Source organism: Oryzophilus luti, assembly GCF_059726245.1.
In genome coordinates this window covers 2,950,144-2,968,141 of the sequence record NZ_AP040874.1, presented here as the reverse complement: position 1 = coordinate 2,968,141, position 17,998 = coordinate 2,950,144, and the positions used below count along the sequence as shown (strand labels likewise).

Genomic DNA, 17,998 nt, shown 5'->3' with positions numbered 1-17,998 from the left:
ACTCGCTCCACGGAGATTGCACTGTGAACGCAGTCGCGAACCAAGCCCCCGCATCCGTCGACCAGACCGGCAAAGTTTCCTTCTTCGAAAAAGTCGGCTATGGCCTCGGCGACACTGCCTCGAATTTCTACTGGCAGATGTTCCTGAACTTCCTGGCGTTCTATTACACGGACATCTTCGGGCTTCCTGCGGCGGCGCTGGCCACCATGCTGCTCGTGGTCCGTATTACCGATATCTTTGTCGATCCCTTCATGGGTGTGACGGCCGACCGCACCAGCACGCGCTGGGGGCACTACCGGCCTTACCTGCTGTGGGGCTGCCTGCCGCTGGCCATCATGGGCGTGCTCACGTTCACCACGCCGAACTTTGGGCCGCAGGGCAAGCTGATTTACGCCTATCTGACGTATGGCGGCATCATGCTCGCCTACACGTTCATCAATATTCCGTACGGCGCGCTGATGGGCGTCATCTCGCCGAACTCGTTGGAGCGCACCAGCGTTTCCAGCTACCGCTTTGTGCTCGCCTACGGCGGCCTCTTCATGGTGCAGGGGCTCACCATCCCGATGGTGAAGGCCTTCGGCGGCGGCAACGACCAGCGCGGCTTCCAGCTTGCCATGGTCGTCTACGGCGTGCTGGCCATCGCGCTGTTTATGGTCACGTTCCTTACCACGCGTGAGCGCGTGCAGCCGGTAAAGCAGGAGTCGAACGAACTCCAGAGCGACCTGCGCGATCTGTTCCGGAACGTGCCGTGGATCATGGTCTGCTTCATCGGCGTCTTCGCCGTCTTCTATATTTCCATCCGCATGGGCGCCATCCTGTACTACTTCAAGTATTGCGTGGCCCGGCCCGGCGAGCTTTATCACCTGCAATATAACCTGCTGTGGTGGCATATCGACAAGATGATCAGCCCCGAGGCTCTGGCATCGCTGTTCATGAGCTTTGGCACGGCTGGCGTTATCTTCGGCGCAGCCATGGCCACGCCGCTCTCAAGACTGCTGGGCGGCAAGCGCCGGGCATACATCATCCTGATGACCACGGCGAGCGTGCTGACCGTGCTGTTCTACTTTGTGCCGCTCAGCAACGTGCCGCTGATCTTCATCACGCACATTGCCATCTCCACGCTGTTTGCGCCGACTTCGCCGTTGCTGTGGGCGTTCTACGCTGACACAGCCGATTATTCGGAGTGGTGCACCGGGCGTCGTGCGACGGGGCTGGTTTTCAGCGCCGCCTCGTTCTCGCAGAAGCTGGGATGGGCCGTCGGCAGCTCACTGTTCCTCGCGCTGCTAGGCTACATTGGCTTCCACGCCAACGTGGCGCAGCCGGAGCAGGTGCAGCACGGCATTCGCTACATGATGAGTTTCTTCCCCGCCATCGTCGGCTTTCTCTCCGCCGGCGCGGTGCTGCTCTACAAATTGGATGACAGCACGATGGTGCAGATTGAAGCCGATTTGAAAGCGCGGCGCGCTGCCGCAGAGCTTGAGGCAAAGGACAGACAATGAGCACCGCGCTGAACGACACAGACGCAGCGGCGCGCGCTGAAGCCACGGGCAGCTTCGTCGATCTCGACGGGGAACGCTATTACCGCATCGCCAATTATGACGCGATGCCGCCGTTCCTGATGAGTGTGGTCAGCGACAGCGACCACTGGATGTTCCTCTCCAGCAATGGCGGCCTCACCTGCGGCCGCCGCAGCCCGGACCACGCGCTGTTTCCCTATTACACCGACGACCGCCTGCACGACGGCAGCGAGCATACAGGCACAAAGACCGTGCTGCTGGTGTGGCACGGAGCACGCACCACGCTGTGGGAACCGTTTGCAACTTCACCCACGCCCGGTGCCAGCATCTCCCGCGCGCTCTACAAGAACCTGTGTGGCAACCGCGTGCGCTTTGAGGAGACCAACCACGCGCTGAGCCTGCGCTTCAGCTACGAGTGGATGAACAGCGAGCGTTTTGGCTTTGTGCGCCGCGCTACGCTGGAGAACCTCAGCACAGCGACGGCACAGGTGCGCGTTCTCGATGGCATTCAGAATGTGCTTCCCAGCGGCATCTCGCGCCGCTTCCAACTCGAATACAGCACACTCGTCGATGGTTATAAGCGCTCGGAGATGGTGGCCGACACCGGCCTCGCGCTGTTCCGCCTGACTTCCATTCCTGTGGATCGCGCTGAACCCAGTGAGGCCTTGCGCGTGAATATCGCTTGGTCGCTTGGGCTGGAGCAGCCCATCCGGCTGCTTACCTCCGCACAGATCGAGGCGTTCCGGCGCGGGGAGGCGTTGCAGGACGAGCTTGAACGCCACGGCCAGCGCGGCGCATATTTCGTCTCCAGCGATTTGACGCTTGCGCCGGAGTCCGAGCAGAAGTGGTGGCTGGTCGCCGATCTCGACCAGGACGCGGTCCGCGTGCACGACCTGTTGCATCTGCTGCGAACGGCCACGGATCTTGAAGCACAGATTGAGGCCGACGTGCGCCGTGGCACCGACAATCTGAAGCGTATTGTCGCCAACTCCGACGGCCTGCAGATGAGCGAAGACGAGCCGAGCCTGTGGCATCACTTCGCGAGCACGCTGTTCAACGTGATGCGCGGCGGCCTGCCGGAAGCCGATTACACCGTGCGCGGCGCGGACTTCCGCAAGTTTGTCTCGGCCTCAAATCGCGCGGTCGCGGAGCACCACGAAGCATTCCTGAGGGCGCTGCCTGAGCGGGTGGATTACAGCGAGCTGCTGCGCCGAGCCACGGCGGAGGGCGACGTCGATCTCGAACGCTTGGCGAGCGAATACCTGCCGCTCACCTTCAGCCGCCGCCATGGCGACCCGAGCCGTCCGTGGAATGAATTCGAGATCAAGTTGCGCGATGAGCGCGGCGAGAAAGTTCTGAACTACCAAGGCAACTGGCGCGACATCTTCCAGAACTGGGACGCGCTGAGCTTGTCGTTCCCTGGCTTCACGCGCAGCATGCTCTTCAAGTTCCTCGACTCGTCGACCGCCGACGGCTACAACCCGTATCGCGTGTACTCCACCGGCTATGACTGGGAAGTGCTGGACCCGCACGATGCATGGTCGTACATCGGCTACTGGCAGGACCATCAGCTGATCTACCTGCTCAAGCTGCTGGAGCGCGCTGCGGAGCATGACCGCCGCCTGCTGGCCGAGTTATTTTCGCACCGGGTTTTCACCTTCGCCAACGTTCCGTACCGCATCCGGCCTTACCGTGAGATGCTGGGCGATCCGCGCAACACCATCGTCTTCGATCAGGCGGCGCACCGTCGCCTGATGGCCGCGGCCTCGCAGCAGGGCAATGACGGCAAGGCACTGCGCAGTGCCGAAGGCATTCTCGAACACGCCAATCTCGCGGAGAAGTTGCTGGTCGTCATCCTTCCCAAACTCGCCAACTTCATTCCGGAAGCCGGACTCTGGATGAATACGCAGCGGCCCGAATGGAATGACGCGAACAACGCTCTGGTCGGTTTCGGCGCGTCGATGGTCACGCTGTGCCAGTTGCGGCGGTTCCTTGTCTTTACCCGCGAGCAGATCAGAAATGCCTGGCTGGAGAAGCTGGAACTGAGCAGCGAGTTATGCGACTTCCTGGTGGCAGTTTCCAGCGCTCTGCACGCACATCAACCGGTGGCTGGAACAAAGGTTGGCGACGTTTCGCGCAAGGAACTGGCTGACCTGTTGGGTGAAGCGGCCTCAGCCTACCGGGCGCGGGTTTACGAGCACGGCTTCAGCGGCAAACGTGTGATGCTGGAGACGGGCAAGGTTCAGGATCTGTTCGCCGCCGCCCTCACGCACATTGAGCATTCCATCGCCTCCAATCGTCGCGGCGACGGCCTCTACCATTCCTATAATTTGCTGAGCTTTGCGGAGGACGGCATCGGCATTCGCCGGTTGAGCGAGATGCTGGAAGGCCAGGTAGCGGTGCTCGAATCAGGCGCTCTTTCGGCGGAGGAGTCGGCGGAGTTGCTGGATGCACTGGCGGCGAGCCGTCTCTACCGCGCCGACCAGCAGAGCTACATGCTCTACCCGGCGCGCGCGCTGCCGAACTTCCTCGACAAGAACAACCTCACGCGTCAGGAGGCCGAACGCTCCGCGTTGTTGAAGGCGATGCTGGAGGCCGGCGATACGCACATCGTCGCCGCCGACAGCGAGGGAAGCATCCACTTCAACGCCGCCTTCCGTAATGCCTCCGTGCTGGAGCATGCGTTGCGCGAACTGCGGAACACCGCGTGGGCCGCGCTGGCGGAACGTGACAGTCTTCTTGTGCTCGAGCTCTACGAGAAGGTCTTCGACCATCGTTCCTTCACCGGCCGCTCCGGAACGCTCTACAAGTACGAAGGCCTCGGCTGCATCTACTGGCACATGGTTTCCAAGTTGCTTCTGGCGGTGCAGCAGGTGTTGGCGCACGCCATTCATGGCGGCGCGGAGGCCGGAGTGATTGAGCGGCTGAAGGCGCATTACAACGCCATTCGCGATGGCCTCGGTACTCACAAGTCCCCGGCGGTCTGGGGCGCCGTACCCTTTGATCCGTATTCGCACACGCCGTCGTTCATTGGCGCGCAGCAACCGGGCATGACCGGGCAGGCGAAGGAAGACTTTCTCTCGCGCCTGGGCGAACTCACCGTTGAGGTGCATGGCGGCGTGCTCGCCTTCAATCCGAAAGCCCTTGTCCGCGACGAGTTTCTCCGCGCGCCACGCGTGTTCCGGTACTTTGACCACGCGGGCGCGGAGCAGAACATAGATGCTCCCGCTGGGAGCCTGGCCTTCACCTTGTGCCAGACGCCGGTGCTGCTCTTTAAGAGCGGTCCTGAGCTGATCGAAGTCCGGTTCAAGGATGGCACTCGCCAGACATTTGCCGAACTGCGCCTGCCGGTTGCGTTGAGTGCCAGCGTGTTTGCGCGCAGCGGCCAGGTGGATCGCATCGAAGTTTATTTGGGACTCTCTTAACCCGCGCAGGGCACTTGCCGGCGCATTGCAACGGAGGCAGTCATGCGGTATGCAATCTTAGAATCCAGTTTTCAGGCGATGACTCTGTGTGCTTCGCAGCAGTTGCGCAGGCGTGCCGCAGCCTTGATGTGCGCCATGCTGTTGCTGCTGGCAACCGTGTCCTGCGGAGGCTCCAGCGGCAGCTCCAGTTCCTCCGGCGGTTCAGGCTCTGGCGACAGCAGCTACAACTGGAGCGGAACGTGGACGCTTACGTGGAGCGACGAATTCAACGGCACCAACGGCAGCTCACCGGACTCCACCAAGTGGGTCTTTGATACCGGCGCGGGCAGCAGCGGCTGGGGCAATAACGAACTGGAAACCTACACGAACCGCACCGACAATGCCGTCATACAGGATGGCAACCTGGTCATCACCGCCAAGCAGGAGACTTACACGGGCACCGACGGCGTCACGCGCAACTACACCTCGGCGCGAATGAAGACACTCGGGCTGTTCAGCCAGAAGTACGGCAAGTTTGAAGCGCGCATCAAGATCCCAACCGGGCAGGGCATCTGGCCCGCGTTCTGGCTATTGGGCGCCAACATCAATTCCGTGAGTTGGCCGGCCTGCGGCGAGCTGGACATCATGGAGAACATCGGCAGCGTTCCCAAGACGGTTTACGGCACTCTGCACGGGCCGCAAGGCTCGGGATCATACAGCATTGGTGGGTCCTCCACGCTCTCCAGCAACTTCAGCGACGACTTCCATATCTACGGCGTGGAGTGGGAGCCCAATGTTGTGCGCTTCTATGTGGACGGCACGCTGTACAAGACGGTGAACTCCACGGATCTTGGCAGCAACCAGACGTGGGCGTTCGATCACAATTTCTTCATCCTTCTGAATCTGGCGGTGGGCGGAAACTGGCCGGGAAGCCCCGACTCGACCACCTCCTTCCCGCAGACGATGCTGGTGGATTACGTGCGCGTGTATTCGCGCCAGTAACAAGTTCCTCTCCAATCAGGGTAGGTTGTGCACTGCGACGGCCATCTTCGGATGGCCGTATTTTTCTGCGTGAAGCTCACGGAAGAGAGTTGGTGGCAGCCTGTGGATAATATAGGCCACTGCCGCACGTAGTCCTGTATACTTCGGCAATACCTATGGACGTTCTGAACTACAACCACCTCTACTATTTCTGGACGGTGGCGCGGCACGGCTCGGTGCGCGGTGCCTCGGAGGAACTGGGCCTCTCCCAGCCCACGGTCAGCGAGCAGATGCACAAGTTGGAGGAGACGCTCGGTGTGAAACTGTTCGAGCGCGCCGGCCGCGGGCTGCTGCTGAGTCCGAACGGACAGTTGCTGCTGCGCTATGCCGAGCCCATGTTCCGCATCGGGCGGGAGATGCATGCGGCGCTGGCAGGAGCCGAAGCCTCCGGGAGCGTGCCTCGGCTGGCCGTCGGCATCACGCAGGAAGTTCCGGCGTTGCTGGCACACCAATGGCTGGCAGCCACCACGCGGGCATGCAAGGGGCTGAGGCTCCATTGCGTGGAGGACCGGCTGGAGGCATTGGCGGCGCGTCTGGCGCAGCGGCAGGTCGATGTCATCCTGTCGGCGGGGCCGCTTCCGGAGCACGTGCCGGTGCGCGCGCACAGCCGCAAGTTGTGCGAGTGCGGCGTGTCATTTCTGACAGCCAGAACCATCAAAGGAAGCTTCCCGCGCTCACTGGATGGTGCACTTCTATTGATGCCCGCGCCGGACTCTGCACTGCGACGCGCGCTGGAGCGCTGGCTGGAGAAGAGCGAACTCCGGCCGGTGGTTGCCGGAGAGTTTGGCGTCAGCACCATGCGGGAGCGTTTTGCACAGCAGGGTGCAGGCGTGCTTGCCGTGGCCACCGCGGTGGAGCGCGAAACGCGAAACCAGTACGGGCTGGAATTGCTGGGGCGCACGGAACAGGTTCGGCTTCAATTTCATGCCATCACGCTGGAACGGAGTGTTCCGCCGGTGGTGGAAACGCTGGTGCGCCTGGCCAGTGGAGCGCCAAAGGCTGCGAAGCCGCAGCCGTCACGGGCGTAACTGTAAGCGCAAAAGAAACGGCGCGGGAACCTGTCCCGCGCCGCCGAAAACTTCCCAAAGCGATCGTTCTATTGGGGCCTCAGCACCACAGTGTTGCGCTCGTCGGTGAGGATGAGCCGGTAGAAGCGCTTCAGCTCATTGATCCTTGCCACCGGCACGCTCAACTCCTTGATCTCCATGGAGCGGTGATAGACCACCTTGTTGTCCTTCAGCTCTGACTTTGCATGGTAGCTGCCGAAGCTGTATTCAAGGTCGACAGCAGGTGGCAATTCATCAACAACATAGCCAGCAGGAAGCGTGAACTCATAGGTGTCAGACAGGCGCTCCGGGCCGTCAAACTCGAAAGGAAATTTGCGCGGCTCCTTGGTTTCCAGCACGCCGGAGCTCCAGCTGCCAAGCACGCGCGGACGGAACAACATCAGGCCGCCTGCGCGCTTGGCGTATTCGGTGGTCTCGAATGCGTACTTCCAGCCGAAGGGCATGTTCATCTCGTCGCGGTTGATGATGGAGGCCCGCGTGATGTGGAAGTTGGAGACCGAGTCGGCCAGCAGAGATTCGAGCGGCTTGATGCGGTCGGCGTCGCTGTTCAGCGAATGCAGATGGCTGCGTGCCCTCCACGCAAAATCTCCGGTCTGCGTTTGCTCCACCGCACCGGTAAGCCTGCCCGTGTCGCTGACTGTGAATTGTCCACTGCGCTCGAGCTTGCTGGCCGTCGTCGGCAATTGCGGCAGAGGCATCAGCTCGCCATCATTTGGCGGAGCCAGCAATCCGTAATTTGCCTGCAGGTATCCGTTCAGCGAACCGAACGGCGTCCAGCGGTCGGTGGGATCGAAGAACAGCAGGGCGCCGTATTTGGGGTGCTGGTACACGGCGGCGTAGCGCGTGACATCCGCTCCAGCGGGCAACTTGATCGCCAGAATGACGTGGTTAAAAGCGTCATGCGCGGGGGTGGTGGGCCCAACGGAGCCGCGCTCGGTATTGACCACAAAGTGATAGGACTCGATGCCCGTCTCGGCAAGCATGGCAGAGAGCAGCGTGGCCTTGTCCTTGCAGTCTCCATAGCGATGCCGGAAGGTGTCGGCCGCTGGATGCGGCAATACGCCTCCGATGCCGATTTCAATGGCAACGTAGCGGATGTCCTGCTGCACAAACCTGGCAAGTGCCTCGATCTTGTCCATCGGCGAGGTCATGCCCGCAGTCAGCGCGGCCACTTTGTCCTTGATCTCCGGCGAAGCCGCACGTGTCGGGGCCACCAGTTCGGAGTACCACTGCCCCATGCCCTTCCAATTGGTGAAAGCGTTATTGGGTGCGGCGTTGGCGGGGTGGAAGGTGATCAGCGCCGCCTGGGCCAGTCCGGTCCACGGAGGCATTTCCTTTTCAGCCCGCAGAGCGGGAACATCGTTGACCACCCACTCCACCTGATTGCTGTTGGACGCGCGTGGCGCAACCTCCGGGTGGTTCATCCAAGCGGCGTGGTACTCCCAGCCCGCGGGCAGTTGAATCTGAAAGTGGGCCTCACGCACCGGCACTTCCTCCTGAAAGCGCCATTTCTCCTTCAGGTAGAGCGTGTGGTCATCCCGGTCGTACTCATAGCCGACGATGTTGCCGACTTCTGGCGCGGGGATGCGCAACACTTTGGTGCGCACGTCGTTCACCAACTCGCTGCCGTCCACATCCGGCAGGGCTATTTCGATGACCGACTTTTCGTTGACTTCAAAGTCCTTGCCGTCGGCTGGAATGCACCAGGCCTTCATGTTGCTGACCTTCGACAGCGAATTGTAGGAGACGGCGACGGTTCCCTTGTCGCGCCCGTTGGGGCGCAGAATCTTGTAGGCTTCGCGCACATGGGTGTGCACACGGTCGGCGGACTGCACGCTGACGGAAATTTCCGAGTAGAGCAGTACGGCCTCGGTCTTCTCATCGTAAGCGGGCAATGAGGCGGCCGAGGCGGCCGCATTGTGCATCCACTGCGGTGCGGTGGGCGAGCCGGCGAAGGCCTGAGTGCAGAGCAGCACGCCCGCCACCAGGCCGGGCAACAACCTTTGAATCAGGAACCTCATCCCTAGTCCTCCACCAACTGCACGCCGGGCTGCAACAGCACGGACTCTTCATCGCCGGTCTTGATTGCGCTGAAGAACTTGCGGAACGCGTCGTAGTACTTGAGGTCCAGCATCTGGATGTCGACTTTCACCGTCCGCTGCAGGTGCAGCTTACCGTCCGCATAGGTGGCGCTGTTGGTATAAGCCACAACGTGCTTGCCATCGTCGGTGAACGGCGTGAACAGCGAGGTCACTTTCCAGCCCTGCGGAAGCGTGATCGTGACGTCATCCTTCTTCATCGCGGCGAATTCAAAATAGATCGGGTGCACGCGGTGCTGGTTATCGAAGGTATGCTTTTCGCTCTGGCTGAACAGTGCGCTGGGGAGAATGACGCGCTTGCCCGAGCCTTGCGCCCAGCCAGGAACCTTGAGCTTGAATTCGGCCACCAGCGGCGGTTCCGAATGCTTCCAGTCCGGCTTGTTGGTCAACTCCAAGTCGATACCAACCGGGATCATCGACTTCACGTCGTCTTCAATGTACTTCTTGCGGGCGACCTCGTCGGCCTTGCGCTCTTCGGTACGGCGCGAGCTGGCTTCCATGCCGGTGTAGGTCACCTTCAGCGTGCCCTCCAGTTCGCCGTTCGTAGTCAGCGTCAGGTTGGCATTGCGCTGAATCTGGCTGTCGGCCGCCGCAGGCAGTGGCGTATGAATCCAAGCGAAGTTGCCCTTGTCGAGTTTCATGGCGACCACGCCCGTTTCATACCAGTTCAACATGCCGAAAGGCGTGAACGGGTTGCCGGGGTTGAAGAACAAATCCTTGCCGTCGACCTTTACCATCACCACGGCGACATCGAGCTTGCGGCTCTGCATCGAGCGCGGATCGAAGAAGAAGTTGGAACGGTCCGCAACCCAGCAGCCGGTGGCGTCCATGCCCGCCGAGCGAACCAGGGCCAGGAACAGCCAGGCCAGTTCGGTGCGGTCGCCGGAGCCCTTCTTCCAGACGTCCTCAACGTTGTTGGTGGTCTTTTCCTTGGCGCGCTTGCGTTCCTCTTCCGTCTTGTCGTCTTCGTAGTCAGTGTTCCGCAGGGACTGCACCTTGTCATAAATCTTGCGGAGCTTGACCTCCGGACTGTCGCTCGGAGAGACAATTTGCGCGAGAGCTTCGGCCATGGCTTTGTTCTTGCCGGTAAAGCTCTGCATCCGGTTGTACTTCTCCTTGGCAATCTCCTTCCAGTAATCCTCCAGCCGGTTGGACAGGTAATGGTCCTCGTACACGAAGTCAACGCGCGACTCCATCTCCTGGCGTGGGGGCATATAGTCTTCAACTACGAAGGCGGGCACGTTCTCCACCGTCAGCCGGACCAGTGAATCGTTGACGTTCTCCGGCTTCGTGTTTCCCGGCAGCCAGGTCCATACCCAGCGTAGGGTGAAGTTCTCATCGCCGTGATAACGCTTGAGTGAGAAAGCCGCCTTGCGCGTAAACAACTCGTGGCTCACCACCCAGTGCGAGGAATACAGCGTATATTCCTCGAAATCCTCGGTGTAGTAGTACTCGATGATCGACCCGATCTGCACATCCGGCAGGGTGAAGGTCTTGGCCTGATATTTGACGCCTTTGGCCTTCACGATGGTGCTGGTGTAGGCCTTGCCCTCGAAGTTGGCGATGGTACCGTCGGGCCGGATGGTGCGCGCTCGCAAATTGACGATGTTGGAGATGCTGGTGTCGTAGGGGATCTCGACATTGGCGTATTTGCGCCCTTCTTCGGTGAGGACCTTGATGCGGATGTAATTGTCCTCATGCGAGGTGCGCCCGTTGTCGTCCCGGTCCACCTGCCGGTAGAGGATCACGGCCGCAGCGCCCGGAGAGTTGGGCTCGCTCTGCATCTTGAGTTCATCCGGATTCACCGGTTGGAAGGAAATGGCATGAGCCATGGGCGTGGATAGCGCCACAACGGCCAGCACGGAAAGAAAGAAATAGATCGCAAATGCACGAGCGTAACGACCGGCAGATCTCACGGCGAGTCTCCTTCGCGTACTACGGCACATCAGACTGAGTTGTATTTGGGGGATTTGGGCTGTGTTGATCGCTTGCAGAGATTCGACTGTGCCCGGCGCGGGGGTCTACGGGCACCCGCGATAGATAGAGTATCGCCAAAAAGTCCCGGCGAAGGAAGCACTATTTGGGTACGGTTGTTGCAGTAACCCTTTTATCTGGATGGTTCGCGCGTGCTCTCTCCTAAACTCTATCGTCTTAAGTGCCGATGACCCAGATAGACATTCCGGTGAACGTGATGCGCCGGAATGGCGGGCGTCGATGCCACGACGCCGGAGGAGCACTTGTCGAGTCCGGCTGCCAGTCTCATACCGAAGCTTCGCCTGCCCGCATGGCCGGATCTTACGGCCCGGCTGCGCCACGTTCCTGGCATGCTCTGGGGACTGATTCTTGCCGTGATCAGTGGTTCCATCCTGTTCTGCATCTTTGAGCTGCGTGTCGAGTTCGTCAAGGTGGGCGAGAGCGAAAGTGAACTGGTGCGCCATCTGAGCAAGCGGCTGGAAGATAGTCTGCTCCCCGCGCGCGACGATCTGCTCCTGATGGCGGATGATCCCGTGCTGTGCGCCTGGGTGGAGAATCCCAGCGAGCCTGCCCGCGAGGAACTAGGCCGGCGCCTTGGCTGGTGGTCCCGGCACCGGAGGCAGTATCTTCGCCTACGTGTCTTTGATCTCCAAGGCCGGGAGGTGGCAGCCGCAGAAAATCGCGGCGGCATCGTGGAACTTGTCGCAGACGCCGATCTTCAGGACAAGTCTCAGCAGTATTTCTTTGCCGACGCTCTCCGCCTGCGTCGCGGAGAGGTTGGCATCTCTCATCTGGATCTGAGAGCCAATGCGGGCCGGGTTCTGCTGCCCTACCGTCCCACGCTGCGCTTCAGTACGCCGCTGTTCAACTCTTCAGGCGCGATGGTGGGCGTGGTAAGCCTGAACCTTGATGCCAGGCCATTCCTCAATGAAGTGGTGAGCACCTCGGCCGCGTCGGCCGGCAGTATTCAACTGCTGAACGCGGATGGCTATTGGCTCGTCGGCGGTGGCGACCGCGATTGGGCGTTCATGTTGCCACAGAACAAGGCGGAGACCTTCGGCACCCGAAATCCGTGGGCCTGGCAGCAGATCGCCCATCAATGGAGTGGTTCATTCAACAAACATGACGATCTCTTTACTTTCATAACAGCCTCCACCACCGCACTGCTGAACGCCTCTCCGGGGTTGCCTGCAACATCTAGGACTCATGTGGAAAACTGGAAACTGGTTTCACGGGTCTCCAAGGCACGCGTGGTACGGCGCGTGCTACCCACTGTGCTATTCACCGCCGGCGTGGATGTGCTGCTTCTGCTGCCTCTCGGCTGGGTCTCGTTCTCGTTCGCGCGAGTGCGCATGCAGGAGGAAGGAACACTTCAGGAGGTTCGCGAACAGACACGCGTTCTTGACCTGGCGACCGACGCTGTCTTCATCTTCGATCGCAACACGCGGATCGTCCGGTTCTGGAATCGCGGGGCGGAGCGGCTGTTTGGATGGCCGCGCCGCGAGGTGCTCGGCCGGAGTGTCGACGAGATTTCGCAATGGTTGCAGGTCCGCCTTCCGGCTCCGGCCAAACAGTTGCACTTCATCCTTGACCGGACCGGATGCTGGGAAGGAGAGATCAGCCACACCACCCGATGGGGACAGACACTGACCACCTCCACCACTTGGGCGCTGCAACGCAACGAGCGCGGTGAGCCAATCTCCGTGCTGGCCATCAACCGTGATATCACGGCGCGCAAACGTGCGGAGATCGAGCTGCGCTCCGCCAATGAGACCACTGAAATGCTGTTGAACGCGATTCCATCGCTGCTGATCAGCGTCAACGAGCAACGGGAGATCAAGCGTTGGAACCCGGCCGCGGCCTGCATCTTCGGTCTCAGTGCCGAGCAGGTGCAGGGACAGACGCTCGGTGGCTGCGGCGTGCAATGGGTAGGCGCCAATCCGGACGAGCAGATCGAGACCTCCATGCGGGACGCCGACACCGCAACCATCGACAACCTGCAATTCACGCGCGATGGTGAGAACCACTTCCTCGCCATGCGCATGACGCGCCTGTTCAAGGGCGGTCAGCCGGCAGGCATGCTCATGGTCGGGGCCGATACTACCGAACGCATGATGCTGGAAGCGCAACTCCGCCAGGCGCAGAAGCTGGAAGCCATCGGCCAGCTTGCCGCCGGGGTGGCGCATGAAATCAACACGCCCACCCAATACGTGGGTGACAACACGGTCTTCCTGCAACAGTCGTGGAAGAGCGTGGCGCAACTGCTGGAACTGGGCAAGGAACTGCACCGGCGCGCGCGCAGCGGCGAGTTAAACGAGGAATTCCTCGGCCACTTTGAAAGCATGAACGACGCGCTGGATATCAATTACCTGATGGAGGAAGTTCCCCGCGCGCTGGATCAATCGCTGGAGGGCCTGCAGGCTGTGGCCAAAATCGTCCGCGCCATGAAGGAGTTTTCGCATCCTGGGCAGGAGGCGAAGAAGGCAATCGACCTGAACCATGCCATTGAAACCACTGTGACCGTTACGCGCAACGAGTGGAAGTACGTGGCGGAGATGGAAACCCTCTTTGACCGCGAACTGCCGCTGGTGCCGTGCCTGCCGGCGGAACTCAACCAGGTGATGCTGAACCTGATTGTGAACGCAGCGCATGCCATCGGCGAGGCTGCCTCGCAGCATCACTCCAGCGAGAAGGGGCGCATCACCATCCGCACCAGCCGCAGCAATGAGTGGGCGGAGATCGCCGTCAGCGATACCGGCTGCGGCATTCCCGAGGAGCACCGCAACCGCGTCTACGATCTGTTCTTTACCACCAAGGAAGTGGGCAAGGGGACGGGGCAGGGGCTGGCCCTCGCGCACACGGTCGTGGTGCAGCGGCACGGCGGGCAAATCTGGTTTGAGACCGAAGTCGGCAAGGGCACCACCTTCCATATACGTCTGCCGTTGGAGGCCCCGGAGTGTGCGCCGTCCGCGGCGCGGGAGAAGTTGAGCCATGAATGAGAAGATCCTGTTCGTCGACGATGTGCCAGCTGTGCTGGAAGGTTACAAGCGGCTGCTCCGCGGTGTGTATGCGATTGAGACTGCAGTCGGTCCCGAGGAGGGATTGCAGGCGGTGTCGGCGCGTGGGCCGTATGCAGTGGTGGTCTCCGACATGCGTATGCCGAAGATGAGCGGCGCGGAGTTCCTTGCGGCCGTCAAAGTGCGCTCCCCGGAGACCGTGCGCATGACCCTGACCGGTTACGCCGACATTGAGACCGCGACGCACGCAGTCAATGAAGGCAACGTCTTTCGCTTTCTGGCCAAGCCCTGCACGCGCGAAGCGCTGACGGAGGCACTTGGCGCGGCGCTGGAGAAGTACCGTGCCGCATCGACCGAACGGGAGTTGCTGGAAGACACGCTGCGCGGCTGCGTGCAGGCCATGAGCGAGATGCTGAGCGTCGTCAACCCGGCGGCTTATGCACGCAGCAAGCGTCTCCAGCGTTGCCTGCGGTTCATTGTCGATCAGCTGCACATCGCGCATCACTGGGAATATGACGCGGCGGCGCTGCTCTCGCAGATTGGCTGCGTCACGGTTCCGCCGGAGACCCTGGACGCCGTCAACGCCGGGAAGAAGATATCGCCGGAGGAGGAGCTTCGGTTCAACCGCCATCCCGCGGTTGCGGCGGAGATGCTCGCTTTCATCCCTCGCATGGAGCCGGTCATCGCCATCATTCTCCAGCAGGAAGCGCCGGACCCGAAGCTGGAGGAAGGCGCGGCTGAGTTTATCGTTTCCGGTTCGCAAATTCTGCGCACAGCTTTGCATTACGACCGACTGCTCAGCAGCGGCATCGGCCGCGATGTTGCGCTGGAAAAGCTGAGGGCGGGCGCGAAACACCTGGAGTTCAGCGTGGCAAGCGTGCTGGAGCAGTATCGCGGAGAAGACGCCGACATGTCGTCCAGTGTGTGTGAAGTCTCGGACCTGTCCGCCGGAATGCTGGTGGACGAGGAGATCCGCACCGTGACCGGGACACTCATCGCCTCGCGCGGGCAGGAACTCTCTTCGGCGCTGGCCTTGCGCATCGTCACCTTCGCGCAGCAGGGGTTGCTGCACGGGATGGTGCGGGTCCGTTTGCCGAAGGCGTCCGCAGCGGGCAACGCGGCTATGGCGGGGACGCGCGCCATGCGCCACGCGGAAGGATTTTAGCCATGCCGCGCAGCCTGTTGTTTGTCGATGATGAGTCCATGGTGTTGCAGGCGCTCCAGCGTGTGCTGCGGCCCATGCGCTCCGAGTGGGATTTCGCCTTTGCCAGCAGCGGCGCGGAGGCGCTGGAGATTCTGTCACGCAAGGCGTTTGACGCGGTGGTGACCGACATGCGCATGCCGGGTATGAGCGGCGCCGAGCTGCTGGAAGAAATCCGACGCCGCTATCCACGCAGCATTCGCTTTGTGCTCAGTGGGGAAAGTGACCGTGAGAGTGCACTGCGCGCCGCCAACGCCGCACATCAGTATCTGGCCAAACCCTGCGATATTGGGGAATTGAAACTGGCGCTCACACAGGCGCTGGCGCTGCGCGATGTGCTGGACAATGACCGCTTGAAAGAGGTCGTCTCCCAGATTACGGACCTGCCCTGCATTCCGTCTCTCTATGTGGAACTGCTGCACGAACTGCAGTCGCCCTCGGCCGCCGACCATCGTTTTGGCGAGATTATCGAGCGCGACATTGCCATGACGAGCAAGCTGCTGAAGATTGCCAACTCATCGCTGTTCGGTCTGCGCAGCCAAGTCTCCAGCGCGGCGCGCGCCGTGGCGGTGCTGGGTACGGAGACTGTGAAGTCCCTGGTGCTCTCCATCGGCATCTTCTCCGCCGTGCCGGATTCGATGGCCTATGACCATGCGCTGCGTTCTCTCTGGGAGCACAGCGTGCAGGTGAGCGTGGCCTGCCGGCGCATGGCCGAGGCCGCTGGCCTGAGCGAGCGCGAGAAAGAGAATGCCTTCACCGCCGGACTCCTGCATGACATCGGGAAACTCGTTCTCTGCTGGAAACTGCCCGATCAGTGGGCCGCCATTCAGGCGCTTGCGCAGAGAGAGAACATTCCTCCCCGCGTGGCCGAGCACGAACTGCTGATGTGCACCCACGCCGAGATTGGCGCGTACCTGATGGGCTCATGGAGCCTGCCGTATCCGATCATCGAGGCGACCGCGTGGCATCATCGTCCCTCGCAGAGCCTGCAAAAGCGCATCAGTGCGCTCTTATTTGTGCACCTGGCGGACAGCCTGCTTCCCAGCACATGCGAGGGAGCCGCGAAGCAGGAGGTCGACCAGAATTTTCTTGAGTACTGCGGAGCCGCAGGCAGGGTAGAGGGCTGGATTCAGGCTGCGATCCCATCCTGCGAGACTGCCGCCGAAGGCGCACCGAGTACGGCGCCGGTGAGCTTGCCGGGCTAGCCGAGCCGGAGCGTGAATGAAAACACCGAGCCGCTGCCCGGCTGGCTGACCACGGAGATCTGGCCGCCGTGCGCCTCCACCAGCACCTTGCAAATGGCCAGCCCCATGCCGGTGCCAGGCGCAGTGTAGCGTTGGTCCCGTCCGCGATAGAACTTGTCGAAGATCAGCGCCTGCTCGAAGCTGTCAATGCCGGGGCCGCGGTCCGCCACGCTGATGTTTACGTGGTCTCCCTCCTGTTTGGCGCTGACCCGTACCGGTGTGCCCGCCGGGCAGTACTTGCCGGCGTTCTCCAGCAGGTGCACCAACACCTGTCGAATGCGGCTGAAGTCAAAGCGCACTGCGGGAAGTTCATTCGGTATATCAAGGGTCACCGGGTGGTCTTTCAGCGCAATCCGCGCGTCGGCCACCGCGGCTTCAATCACCTCGGGGATTGCGTTCATCTCGATCTGCAGGTCGAGCTTGCCGGCATCAAGTTGCGCCATCTCCGCGGCTTCGCCCACCAGCCGGTTCAGCCGGTCGGTTTCCTCTTCAATGATGGTCAGCAGTTCGCGCCGCTGTTCTTCGTCGAGTGCTGGGCCGTCGAGCAGTCCGGTGACGCTGGCCTTGATGCCGGTCAGCGGTGTACGCAGCTCATGCGTCACGGAGTCGAGCAGCGCCGTTCGCAGCCGTTCGCTCACCTGCTCGGCCTGGCTCTTGGTCAGGTCCTCCATGGCGCTGGCGCGCTCAATGGCCAGCCCGATGAGGCTGCCAACAGCGTCAAGTGACTCGCGCGAGAGGGGACTGCCCTCGATGGCAATGGCTCCGATCACACGCAACCCCACACGCAGCGGGACATACTCGAACTCGCCCTGCGTGGCGAACTCGCCGCGCGCGCAGGATGCGGCGAGCCGCCCGGTGTCGACCGTCAGGTCCGGACGCGAGCGGTAGACAGTGGCACGATTGTTCAGCAACAGCGCAGCGCCCTGGGCTCCGAAGGTGCTCACCATCTCGGAAGGTATCGCGTTGAGCAACGCGGCGCTGCTTTCGCTGCTCAGCAACTGCTGGCTCAGCGCGTAGAGGCGTTCCACCTCAAAGCGCCGCTGCGTGGCCTTGGCGGCCTCGGCCCGCGCGCGCTCGGAGAGATTACTTGCCATGAGTGCCGTTACCAGGAATGAGAAGAGCGCCACCCAGTTCTGCGGGTCCGCGATGGTGAACGTGCCGGTCGGCGGCAGAAAGTAATAGTTGAATGCCGCCGTCGCCGCCAGCGACTGCGCCAGCGCGACGCGGAAGCCCCAGAAGCTGGAGACCAGCAGCACCGCCAGCAGGAAACTCAGCGCGACGGTGGTCGGGTTGACAAGCAGCAGCGCACGTTCCACCAAAGTGATGATGACGATGGCGCCGACGGCAGTCAGGTAGCGGAGGGCCAAGGATTGCAGGCGGTTCTTCACGCGCCGATTGTACTCCGGCTTTTCAATTTTCAAACTCCGCATACAA

General features: G+C 61.6%; 10 protein-coding genes. 7 read left to right on the top strand and 3 right to left on the bottom strand.

Going from position 1 to position 17,998, the window contains the following annotated elements:
* The first annotated feature begins 23 nt into the window (after nucleotides 1–23).
* The 4 genes from AC6IZO_RS12600 to AC6IZO_RS12585 all read left to right on the top strand — a co-directional run bounded on the left by AC6IZO_RS12600 (nucleotide 24) and on the right by AC6IZO_RS12585 (nucleotide 6,990).
* On the top strand, nucleotides 24–1,499 hold the full coding sequence (locus AC6IZO_RS12600) for an MFS transporter (protein ID WP_497805153.1): 1,476 nt from the start codon (nucleotides 24–26) through the stop codon (nucleotides 1,497–1,499).
* Nucleotides 1,496–4,942, top strand: a complete 3,447-nt coding sequence (locus tag AC6IZO_RS12595) for a 1,3-beta-D-glucan phosphorylase, GH149 family (protein ID WP_497805152.1) — start codon at nucleotides 1,496–1,498, stop codon at nucleotides 4,940–4,942. Before AC6IZO_RS12600 ends, AC6IZO_RS12595 begins: the two co-directional genes overlap by 4 nt.
* A gap of 78 nt (nucleotides 4,943–5,020) precedes the next feature.
* Nucleotides 5,021–5,923 carry a glycoside hydrolase family 16 protein gene (locus AC6IZO_RS12590; RefSeq protein ID WP_497805151.1) on the top strand — a complete coding sequence of 301 codons (903 nt, stop codon included), beginning with the start codon at nucleotides 5,021–5,023 and terminating at the stop codon, nucleotides 5,921–5,923.
* A gap of 155 nt (nucleotides 5,924–6,078) precedes the next feature.
* Nucleotides 6,079–6,990, top strand: a complete 912-nt coding sequence (locus AC6IZO_RS12585) for a LysR family transcriptional regulator (RefSeq protein WP_497805150.1) — start codon at nucleotides 6,079–6,081, stop codon at nucleotides 6,988–6,990.
* Between the two features lie 68 nt (nucleotides 6,991–7,058).
* On the opposite strand, the gene AC6IZO_RS12580 is transcribed toward AC6IZO_RS12585, so the two are convergent.
* Both AC6IZO_RS12580 and AC6IZO_RS12575 read right to left on the bottom strand, forming a co-directional pair.
* Nucleotides 7,059–9,050, bottom strand: a complete 1,992-nt coding sequence (locus AC6IZO_RS12580; protein WP_497805149.1) for a DUF3857 domain-containing transglutaminase family protein — start codon at nucleotides 9,048–9,050, stop codon at nucleotides 7,059–7,061.
* 2 nt (nucleotides 9,051–9,052) lie between these two features.
* Nucleotides 9,053–11,044: a DUF3858 domain-containing protein gene (locus tag AC6IZO_RS12575; protein WP_497805148.1), complete on the bottom strand. Its 1,992-nt coding sequence runs from the start codon at nucleotides 11,042–11,044 to the stop codon at nucleotides 9,053–9,055.
* A gap of 285 nt (nucleotides 11,045–11,329) precedes the next feature.
* Between AC6IZO_RS12575 and AC6IZO_RS12570 the strand changes: the two genes are divergently transcribed.
* The 3 genes from AC6IZO_RS12570 to AC6IZO_RS12560 are packed head-to-tail and all read left to right on the top strand — an operon-like array spanning nucleotide 11,330 to nucleotide 16,525.
* Entirely contained in the window at nucleotides 11,330–14,101 is a 2,772-nt protein-coding gene (locus tag AC6IZO_RS12570) for an ATP-binding protein (protein WP_497805147.1), read from the top strand.
* Nucleotides 14,094–15,284 (top strand): response regulator, encoded by a 1,191-nt coding sequence (locus tag AC6IZO_RS12565; protein ID WP_497805146.1) that lies wholly within the window; start codon nucleotides 14,094–14,096, stop codon nucleotides 15,282–15,284. The genes AC6IZO_RS12570 and AC6IZO_RS12565 overlap by 8 nt, the downstream gene beginning before the upstream one ends.
* Nucleotides 15,285–15,286: 2 nt before the next feature.
* Nucleotides 15,287–16,525, top strand: a complete 1,239-nt coding sequence (locus AC6IZO_RS12560) for a response regulator (RefSeq protein ID WP_497805145.1) — start codon at nucleotides 15,287–15,289, stop codon at nucleotides 16,523–16,525.
* Here AC6IZO_RS12560 and AC6IZO_RS12555 read toward each other — a convergent pair.
* The gene (locus AC6IZO_RS12555; protein WP_497805144.1) at nucleotides 16,522–17,994 is read right to left on the bottom strand and encodes an ATP-binding protein; all 1,473 of its coding nucleotides are present in this window, start codon (nucleotides 17,992–17,994) and stop codon (nucleotides 16,522–16,524) included. The genes AC6IZO_RS12560 and AC6IZO_RS12555 overlap by 4 nt on opposite strands.
* Nucleotides 17,995–17,998: the final 4 nt, after the last annotated feature.

Bases quoted from the DNA above. Each gene is read 5' to 3' on its own strand.
- AC6IZO_RS12595 (WP_497805152.1), top strand. From the start codon at position 1,496: ATGAGCACCGCGCTGAACGACACAGACGCAGCGGCGCGCGCTGAAGCC.
- AC6IZO_RS12590 (WP_497805151.1), top strand. From the start codon at position 5,021: ATGACTCTGTGTGCTTCGCAGCAGTTGCGCAGGCGTGCCGCAGCCTTG.
- AC6IZO_RS12585 (WP_497805150.1), top strand. From the start codon at position 6,079: ATGGACGTTCTGAACTACAACCACCTCTACTATTTCTGGACGGTGGCG.
- AC6IZO_RS12580 (WP_497805149.1), bottom strand. From the start codon at position 9,050: ATGAGGTTCCTGATTCAAAGGTTGTTGCCCGGCCTGGTGGCGGGCGTG.
- AC6IZO_RS12570 (WP_497805147.1), top strand. From the start codon at position 11,330: ATGGCGGGCGTCGATGCCACGACGCCGGAGGAGCACTTGTCGAGTCCG.
- AC6IZO_RS12565 (WP_497805146.1), top strand. From the start codon at position 14,094: ATGAATGAGAAGATCCTGTTCGTCGACGATGTGCCAGCTGTGCTGGAA.
- AC6IZO_RS12560 (WP_497805145.1), top strand. From the start codon at position 15,287: ATGCCGCGCAGCCTGTTGTTTGTCGATGATGAGTCCATGGTGTTGCAG.
- AC6IZO_RS12555 (WP_497805144.1), bottom strand. From the start codon at position 17,994: ATGCGGAGTTTGAAAATTGAAAAGCCGGAGTACAATCGGCGCGTGAAG.